The 9546-nt window shown below is 52.0% G+C and carries 8 protein-coding genes; all 8 read left to right on the top strand.

From position 1 onward, the window contains the following. The first annotated feature begins 248 nt into the window (after positions 1 to 248). The 8 genes from ACE99V_RS12520 (at position 249) to disA (ending at position 9453) form a co-directional block, all read left to right on the top strand. Positions 249 to 1376 carry an MGDG synthase family glycosyltransferase gene (locus tag ACE99V_RS12520; RefSeq protein ID WP_400491421.1) on the top strand — a complete coding sequence of 376 codons (1128 nt, stop codon included), beginning with the start codon at positions 249 to 251 and terminating at the stop codon, positions 1374 to 1376. Between the two features lie 12 nt (positions 1377 to 1388). Further along, positions 1389 to 2078: an HAD family hydrolase gene (locus ACE99V_RS12515; protein ID WP_400491420.1), complete on the top strand. Its 690-nt coding sequence runs from the start codon at positions 1389 to 1391 to the stop codon at positions 2076 to 2078. A 178-nt stretch (positions 2079 to 2256) separates the two neighbouring features. Continuing rightward, positions 2257 to 2721 carry a CtsR family transcriptional regulator gene (locus tag ACE99V_RS12510; RefSeq protein ID WP_400491419.1) on the top strand — a complete coding sequence of 155 codons (465 nt, stop codon included), beginning with the start codon at positions 2257 to 2259 and terminating at the stop codon, positions 2719 to 2721. A 35-nt stretch (positions 2722 to 2756) separates the two neighbouring features. Further along, complete coding sequence (gene mcsA, locus ACE99V_RS12505) at positions 2757 to 3281, top strand: protein-arginine kinase activator protein McsA (RefSeq protein ID WP_400491418.1); 525 nt, start codon at positions 2757 to 2759, stop codon at positions 3279 to 3281. Between the two features lie 20 nt (positions 3282 to 3301). Continuing rightward, positions 3302 to 4366: a protein-arginine kinase McsB gene (gene mcsB / locus ACE99V_RS12500; RefSeq protein ID WP_400491417.1), complete on the top strand. Its 1065-nt coding sequence runs from the start codon at positions 3302 to 3304 to the stop codon at positions 4364 to 4366. 60 nt (positions 4367 to 4426) lie between these two features. Beyond that, on the top strand, positions 4427 to 6880 hold the full coding sequence (locus ACE99V_RS12495) for an ATP-dependent Clp protease ATP-binding subunit (RefSeq protein ID WP_400491416.1): 2454 nt from the start codon (positions 4427 to 4429) through the stop codon (positions 6878 to 6880). 125 nt (positions 6881 to 7005) lie between these two features. Then, positions 7006 to 8373, top strand: coding sequence for a DNA repair protein RadA (gene radA / locus ACE99V_RS12490; RefSeq protein ID WP_400491415.1), 1368 nt, complete (start codon positions 7006 to 7008; stop codon positions 8371 to 8373). 3 nt (positions 8374 to 8376) lie between these two features. Next, entirely contained in the window at positions 8377 to 9453 is a 1077-nt protein-coding gene (gene disA, locus ACE99V_RS12485) for a DNA integrity scanning diadenylate cyclase DisA (protein ID WP_400491414.1), read from the top strand. The last annotated feature ends 93 nt before the right edge of the window (positions 9454 to 9546 follow it).

Here is a 9546-nt window from a genome sequence, read left to right as displayed (position 1 = left end):
AGCTGACGAATACTAATCGGTCGAGGACTTATCCACACAATCCCTTAGCCTATGAGCGTATCCAGTTTTCAAGGAATAATGTGTAACCCCTTAACCATCGATGTTAAGGGGTTTTTGCGTATTGTAAAAATCTTGTCGATGAGTTGAGAAGATGGAACGACAGTTTACCACTTGCGAATGACCAGAGGCGTGAACTAACATGAGAAGGTACTGGTTTACGGATGGAGTAGGTAGGAAGGAGAACTTTCATGAAAAAAATCCTGATCTTTTCTGCTTCAATCGGTAACGGTCACAATCAGGCGGCCAGAGCGATGCAGGAGAGCCTGGCGGAGTACGGCAACACGTCCATGATCATCGATACGTTGGAGTATATCAGCCCCACGTTTCACAAAATCTTATTGGAGAGTTACATGAATCTCCTGCGCCTGTCACCTAAAATGTGGGGGCGCATTTACCACAACACGGAGAAAACCCGCTTCTTTGATATGAACGTTTTGATGAACAAACTTTTGGCCAACAAGCTGAAGAAGCTGATTAGCAGTGTGCAGCCAGATGCATTTATCGCCACACATCCGTTTGCCAGCTGCATGCTTTCCGTGCTGAAAGGACGCAATGGATGGAGGGAACCAATTTATACCATCATCACCGATTACACCATTCATCCGTCGTGGATTAACCACCACATCAATTACTATTTCATTGCCCACGAACAACTGTATTATCTGGTGGACATTTATCGTCATGACTACCAGAAGTTCAAACCGTTGGGTATTCCGATCATGAAGAAGTTCTGCGAGCCATTGGTGAAGGAACGTATCAAGGAAAAGCTGAAGGTGCAACCTGACCAGAAGTGCATCATTCTCTCCGGAGGCGGTCTTGGGCTCGGCTCGATGGAACAGGTGCTGGAAGGACTCGAAAACATTGATCTGCCGCTCAAAACGTTTGTGTTGACCGGGACGAATGAAAAGCTGTATCGAAAGATAACCGCTCGTTCGTATAAACACGAAGTGGTGCCGCTCCGGTTTATCAATAATTTCCATGAGTACCTCGAAGTATCCGACCTGATTGTCACCAAGTCGGGCGGGTTAACCACCGCGGAAGTAATGAGCAAGCAAGTTCCCATGATCATCTATAACCCGTTGCCCGGGCAGGAAGAACGCAACAGCCACTTCCTCCTGAACAATGGTTGCGCGCTGCACGCCAACGTATCGGAGCAGCTCATTTATTTTATTGAAGAACTCATGCACAATCCGACGAAGGTAGAATATATGAAAAAAATGGCTCAAAAAGTTGCCAAGCCGGACGCAGCTCAACGTATTGCAGAATTTATTATGGAAGATATGAAATCCCTGTCAGCGGGGGACGTCATAAACTAACTGGAGGAGAAGATGACCATTTCCCATGCCGTCTTGTTTGACATGGACGGGACACTGTTACAAACGGAAAAACTGTCGACGCCCGCCTTTCAACGAACCTTTGAAGACCTGCGCAGAGAAAATCTTTGGGTCGGCCGTACCCCTGATGAACATGAGCTGACCAACGTGCTGGGGATGACAATCGATCAGCTGTGGGAAAAGCTTCTGCCAGGAGCGAGCCAAGAGGTCAAAAGGAAAGCTGACGCTCTGATGCTGGAAAACGAACTGAAGCTTTTGAAAGAAGGCGTAACCGATTTATATCCCGGTGTAAGGGAAGTACTTCAGGAGCTTCACCAACGGGGAGTCGCGCTGTTTGTGGCCAGCAACGGACTGGAGAGATACATCGATGCCGTTTGTGAGCATTTTGACATCAAGCGCCTGTTTACTGACCTGTATTCGGCTGGCCGTTTTCAAACCAAATCGAAAAACGACCTGGTCGCAAAACTGCTGCGTGACTATCAAATCGAAACGGCAGTCATGGTCGGAGACCGCCACTCCGACGTGGAGGCCGGAAAGTCAAACCGACTTTACACCATCGCTTGTGATTTTGGCTTTGCCAAATCGGGGGAACTGGATGGCGCCGATGTAAGGATCAGCCGTTTTGCAGACTTGATCCGGCACCTGCCGTTTTCGCTTGCCAACCTTTCGACGTCCAATCATTAATGCAGCAAACCATTCCCAGCAGGAGTGGTTTTTTTGTGGTTTCAAGTCCTTCCGTTTTGACAACACTAGAAGTAGATGGACCCCTTGCATACAGACAATAAACGCATTATAATTAAAGTCAAAGATAGTCAAAGTCAATAATCAAAGGATTTACCGCAGTGGAACAGGAGGCGAGGGTTTGCGTAACATCTCGGACATCATCGAGCAGCACTTGAAGCGCATATTGCAAGAGAGTCCAAATGGCTACATCGAGATACAGCGTAGTGAACTTGCCGACCTATTTCAGTGTGTGCCCTCTCAAATCAACTACGTGATCAACACCCGCTTTACCGTTGAAAAAGGTTACATCGTCGAAAGCAAACGCGGCGGCGGCGGCTACATACGCATCCGCAAAGTGCACATTGTCAGCAAGGCCAAACTTCAGGAACTTTTAACGGAAGAACTGATCGGTGAAAGCATTACAGAGGGAGTTGGCCACGCCATTATTGAACGACTTCTGGAGGAAGGCTTGATTAACAATCGGGAAGCGACCTTAATGAAAATCGCTACTTCGCGCAACGTTCTGACCATCGAACCGGAATGGCGCGACCGATTGCGGGCAAACATTTTAAAGCAGATGATTGCATCTATATTGCTGAAGTAACAACGCTACCGTTAACCCAAAGGAGGGGACGATTGATGAACTGTGAGGAATGCGGAAAACGACCGGCAACTTTGCATCTGACCAAAATCGTCAACGGAGAAAAAACGGAATACCATATTTGTGAGCGTTGTGCTCAGGAAAAAGGCGATGTGTTTACCGGCTTTCACAATTTCAGCATCAACAATCTTCTATCAGGGCTGTTAAATTTCGATCCCATGCAAAAAAAGGACGGGGTGAAGGAAAGTGCCCAAAGCAAACCGTTGCGCTGCGAGACGTGCGGACTGACGTACGCCCAGTTCAGCAAAAGCGGACGATTCGGGTGCAGCGATTGCTACACGTTCCTGGGCGACCGTCTCGATCCGCTGTTTCGACGCGTTCACGGAAATACGCAGCACATCGGCAAGGTGCCGGAGCGTACGGGCGGCCAACTGAAAATCCGCAAAGAGCTGGAGCAGCTGAAGGCTGCCCTGCAGCGTTACGTGGCCAGTGAAGAGTTTGAAAAGGCAGCTGAGATACGCGACCGTATCCGATCGCTTGAACAAAAAATTGCCCAATCGTGATAGGGGAGGTGAGCTGGCTTATGTCCCAACAGCAGTTTATGCAAAACCCTTGGAGCAACTGGATGAACGGAAATGGACCTGATTCCGACATCGTCATCAGCACGAGGTTGCGGATCGCCCGAAACCTGCGGCAGCATCCGTTTCCGATGCTGGCCACCGATTCACAGGCGGAAGAGGTGGTAAAAAAGGTTGCGGAAGTGGGCAAATCGGAGGCAATGAGTAAAAAAGGGCCGTTTCAATTGATCTACATGGAGCAACTCAACCCCTTGGAAAAGCGCGTGCTGGTGGAGAAACACCTCATCAGTCCGCATCTTGCGGAGGAATCGCGCAAAGGGGCGGTGCTCCTCAGCGAAGACGAATCGATCAGCATCATGATCAACGAAGAGGACCACATTCGGATCCAAGTGCTTTTGCCTGGGTTTCAACTGAACGAAGCATGGGAAATAGGTACAAAAATTGATGATATTTTTGAGAAACAGCTCAACTACGCGTTTGACGAAAAACGGGGCTACTTGACCAGTTGTCCCACCAATGTCGGTACCGGTATTCGCGCATCCGTGATGCTGCATCTGCCGGCGCTGGTGATGACGCAGCAGATCAGCCGTATTCTGCAAGCCATCAATCAAGTGGGGCTGGTGGTTCGAGGCCTGTACGGGGAAGGCAGTGAAGCGCTAGGCAATCTGTTCCAGCTCTCCAATCAGGTCACCCTGGGGATGTCAGAGAGTGACATTCTCTCCAATCTGTACAGCGTCGCAAAGCAAATCATCGAACAGGAGAGAGTCTCCCGCCGATATCTGCAGGAGAACTCCCGGATTGCGCTGGAAGACCGCATTTTCCGTTCGTACGGGATTCTGAAGTTTGCCCGCACCGTGGAGTCCAAGGAAGCGGCGCAGCGCCTGTCTGACATTCGGTTGGGCATCGACTTGGGAATCATCCAAAACAGCTCGCCGTTTGTCTTGAACGAGCTTTTGGTGATGACCCAGCCCGGTTTTCTGCAGCAGTATGCGGGACAGAAATTGACGCCGGAGCAGCGTGACGAGCGGAGAGCCCGCCTGATTCGTGAACGGCTTTCGGCAGAGAAGTAACCGGTTTTTCCTGTATTTAACATACAGACAGGAAATATTTTTGTTGGAGGTGCAAGCGATATGATGTTTGGACGATTTACCGAACGCGCTCAAAAAGTACTGGCACTTGCGTTGGAAGAGGCCGTACGCCTTGGTCACAAGGATATCGGTACGGAACACGTGCTGTTGGGGTTGATTCGGGAAGGAGAAGGGATTGCGGCGAAAGCACTGCAATCGCTGGGGCTCGGGCTTGACAAGATCCAAAGTGAAGTGGAGTCCTTGATCGGCCGCGGTACGGAGCAGACAACCGGCGCCAATTATACGCCGAACTATACGCCGCGCGCCAAAAAAGTGATTGAACTGTCCATGGATGAAGCCCGTAAATTGGGTCATACCTACGTAGGGACCGAACACATCCTGTTGGGCTTGATTCGCGAAGGCGAGGGGATCGCCGCCCGCATCATGAACAACCTCGGCGTAAGCCTGAACAAAGCCCGCCAGCAAGTTCTGCAGCTGCTCGGCAGCTCGGAGATGATGGCGTCCCACCAGCCGTCCGGCAACAACCCGGCGGCCAACACACCGACGCTGGACAGCTTGGCGCGCGACCTGACGGCTATCGCCCGGGAAGGCGGCCTTGATCCGGTGATCGGACGTCAAAAAGAAATTGAGCGCGTCATTCAGGTGCTCAGCCGCCGAACCAAAAACAATCCGGTGCTGATCGGGGAACCTGGGGTTGGTAAGACTGCGATCGCCGAAGGATTGGCGCAAAAAATCGTGAACAACGAAATTCCGGAAACGCTGCGTGACAAGCGCGTCATGACGCTGGATATGGGGACCGTCGTGGCGGGAACCAAGTACCGCGGGGAGTTTGAAGACCGCTTGAAAAAGATCATGGACGAAATTCGCCAGGCGGGGAATATCATCCTCTTTATCGACGAATTGCACACGCTGATCGGCGCAGGCGGTGCGGAAGGAGCCATCGACGCCTCCAACATCCTGAAACCGGCGTTGGCTCGCGGCGAACTGCAGTGCGTGGGTGCAACCACATTGGATGAATACCGCAAGTACATCGAGAAAGACGCGGCTTTGGAACGTCGTTTCCAACCGATTCAAGTGGATGAGCCGACTGTGGAAGACGCGATCAAGATTCTCCACGGCTTGCGTGACCGCTATGAAGCGCACCACCGTGTGAAAATTACGGACGAAGCCATCGAGCAAGCGGTACGTCTTTCTGACCGCTATATTACCGACCGCTTCCTGCCGGACAAAGCGATCGACCTGATTGACGAAGCAGCGTCCAAAGTGCGCCTGCAATCCTTTACCGTTCCGCCGAACCTGAAAGAGCTGGAAGGCCGTCTGGAAGAGGTACGCAAGGAAAAGGACGCGGCCGTGCAGTCTCAGGAGTTTGAAGAAGCCGCAGCCCTGCGCGATCAGGAGCAAAAACTGCGTGAAGAGCTGGATAAAACGAAAAAAGATTGGAAAGAGCGCCAGGGTCAGCTGAACATGGAAGTGACACCGGAAGACATCGCCCATGTCGTTGCTAGCTGGACCGGCATCCCTGTCGTCAAGCTGAAGGAAGAGGAAACGGAGCGCCTGCTGAAGATGGAAGAAATTCTCCATGACCGCGTGATCGGTCAGGATGAAGCGGTCAAATCCATCTCCCGTGCGATTCGCCGTGCTCGTGCCGGCCTGAAGGATCCGAAGCGCCCGATTGGCTCGTTTATCTTCCTGGGCCCGACCGGTGTGGGTAAAACCGAGTTGGCTCGCGCCGTGGCGGAGGCCCTGTTTGGCGACGAAGATTCGATGATTCGCATCGACATGTCCGAGTACATGGAAAAACACTCCACCGCTCGTTTGGTGGGGGCCCCTCCGGGATACGTCGGTTACGATGAAGGCGGCCAGCTGACGGAAAAAGTGCGTCGCAAGCCGTACTCCGTCATCCTGCTGGATGAAATTGAAAAAGCGCATCCGGACGTGTTTAACATCCTGCTGCAAGTCCTCGACGATGGCCGCTTGACCGACTCCAAGGGCCGTACCGTGGACTTCCGCAACACGGTGGTGATCATGACGTCCAACGTAGGGGCAAACCTGATCAAGAAAAACACCACACTCGGCTTCACGACCGGTGACACCGAGAAGAAGTACCAGGACATGAAGGACAAAGTGATGGATGAGCTGAAGAAGAGCTTCCGTCCCGAGTTCCTGAACCGGATCGACGAAGTGATCGTCTTCCACTCGCTGGAGCAGGAGCACATCGAGCAAATCGTGTCCCTCATGACGGAAGAGCTGCGCAAGCGCCTGAAAGAGCAGGACATTCACTTCCAACTGAGCGACGAGGCGAAAAAGATCCTCGCCAAAGAAGGCTTCGATCCGGCGTACGGCGCACGTCCGCTCCGCCGAGCCATTCAGCGCAACATCGAAGACAAGTTGTCCGAAGAGCTTTTGAAAGGCACCATCAGCAAGGGCGACACGGTTTGCATCGATGAAAAGGACGGCCAGCTCGTCGTCAACCGTCTGGAAAAAACGACGTCCTGACACGTGCAAAACAAAAGTAAAGAATACCTCTCATTCGAGGTATTCTTTTTTTGTACGCTTATGTATGATAAATAAGTACCCAAGAAATGTCGATAAGAATGAAAAAGGGATGGCGGAGTACCCATATGTCAAAGTATAAAACAAAATATGCATGTCAAGAATGTGGCTATGAATCGCCCAAATGGATGGGAAAATGCCCAGGATGCCACAACTGGAACACCATGGTGGAAGAAATCACGGAAAAGTCTTCCCATCGGCACGCAGGTCTGGGAGGCGGTGTACGCCAGACTGCATTGCCGCTCACACAGGTGGCCAGCGAGGAAGAACCGCGAATGGATACCACCATCGGCGAGCTGAATCGCGTTTTGGGCGGAGGTTTGGTGCCGGGCTCCCTGATTCTCGTCGGCGGCGATCCCGGGATTGGAAAATCCACTCTGCTTCTGCAGACCTCGTTTGCCCTTGCTCATCAGGGGCAAAAGGTTTTGTATGTGTCGGGAGAGGAGTCTGCCAAGCAGATTAAACTGCGTGCGGATCGACTCGATATGAAAACGCCCCCGATGTATGTGGTGGCCGAAAACGATTTGGAATTAATTGAACAGCAAATAAATGAAGTGATGCCGGACGTGGCGATCATCGACTCCATTCAGACGATTTTTCATCCTGCGGTCCAGTCGGCGGCAGGGAGCGTCGCCCAGGTAAGGGAAGCGACGGCGCACCTGATGAGGATCGCAAAAGGAAAGGGGATTGCCACTTTCATTGTCGGTCACGTAACCAAAGAAGGCGCCATTGCCGGCCCGCGCATGCTAGAGCACATGGTGGACGCTGTCCTTTACTTTGAAGGCGAACGGCATAACTCCTTCCGCATCCTGCGCGCCGTAAAAAACCGCTTTGGCTCCACCAATGAGATCGGTATTTTTGAAATGAAAGAACGGGGTCTGGAGGAAGTGGGCAATCCTTCCGAAATCTTTTTGGCCGAGCGTCCTGTCGGCGTCGCCGGGTCCACCGTGGTCGCCAGCATGGAAGGAACCCGACCCGTTCTGGTTGAACTGCAGGCGCTCGTTTCCCCGACAAGCTTTGTCACCCCGCGGCGAATGGCAACCGGTGTAGACCATCAGCGCGTCGCGATGATTATGGCCGTTCTGGAAAAGCGCATGGGGCTTATGCTGCAAAACCAGGATGCGTACGTCAACGTCGCAGGCGGTGTCAGACTGGACGAACCTGCTGTCGATTTGGCGATCGCCGTCAGCATCGCGAGCAGTTTCCGTGATCAGGCGACAAGCCCGAATGACGTGGTCATTGGAGAAGTCGGCCTGACAGGTGAGGTTCGCGGTGTATCGCGTATGGAGCAGCGGGTGCGGGAAGCACATAAATTGGGTTTTAAACGGGTGATCATACCGGAGAAGAACATCCGCGGTTTGGACGTTCCAAGCGACATTGAAGTGATTGGTGTTCGCAACATTGCGGAAGCGCTCGACGAAGTGCTAAGGGGGTAAATTATGATCGAGGCCAATAAAAGAGAAGCGTTGTACAACGAGGTGCTTCGCTTTGTTGCTCCCGGTACGCCTTTGCGCGACGGATTGGAAAACGTCCTCAGAGCCAAAACCGGCGGCTTGATTGTCGTCGGATACGGACCGGAGATGAAAAACATCGTGGACGGCGGCTTTTCCATTAATTGCGACTTTACTCCGGCGCACTTGTATGAATTGGCGAAGATGGATGGGGCGATTATAGTAAGTGAAGATGCCAAACGCATCTTGTACGCCAACGCCCAGCTTGTGCCCCATACCACGCTCCCTTCCAGAGAGACGGGGACTCGTCATCGGACGGCGGAACGGGTAGCCATTCAAACGGGTCATTTGGTGATCGCCATTTCGCAGCGGCGCAACGTCATTACGTTATATCAAGGAACCTTTCGCTATGTGCTGAACGACATCGGTGTCATTCTTGCCAAGGCAAACCAGGCGGTGTCGACTCTGGAGAAGTACAAATCCGTTCTGGACCAGTCACTGACCAATTTGGGGGCGTTGGAATTTGAAGAGCTGGTTACGCTTCATGAGGTTACGTCCGTTTTGCAGCGAATTGAGATGGTACTGCGCATCAGATCCGAAATCAACAAATATATATATGAATTAGGGACAGAGGGACGGTTGGTCAGCATGCAGCTGGAGGAACTGGTTTCCAATATCGAAGAGGAAACACATATGCTCATCCGCGATTACATCCGTGACCCCGTTGTTTCGCCGGAACAGGTACTCCGGGAAATGAAGAAGCTGACGGCTGATGAAATTTTGGAAATGAGTTCATTTTTACGAATTCTCGGCTACGCCGGAAATACCAGCATGCTGGAGGAAGCGGTCTCTCCCCGCGGGTACCGCATTCTTCACAAGATTCCCCGTCTGCCGGTTCCGATTATCGCCAATCTGGTTGACCACTTCCATAATCTGCCCCGGATCATGATGGCGACCATCGAAGAGCTGGATGAGGTTGACGGGATCGGGGAAGTAAGAGCGAGAGCCATCAAGGACGGATTAAAACGGATTCAGGAACAGGTGTTCATTGACAGACATATTTAAGGTACAATAGTATAAAGGCATTATTTGCATTTATTCTGCCAAGGGGACGCCTGCACGGAAACGACCTTACTTACAGGTCTCCTTCGCTAACGA

This window comes from Brevibacillus soli (assembly GCF_044759095.2).
Classification (GTDB): Bacteria; Bacillota; Bacilli; order Brevibacillales; family Brevibacillaceae; genus JBIYSM02.
The sequence above is the reverse complement of the archived record's forward strand: the minus strand, read 5'-3'. Positions and strand labels throughout refer to the sequence as shown.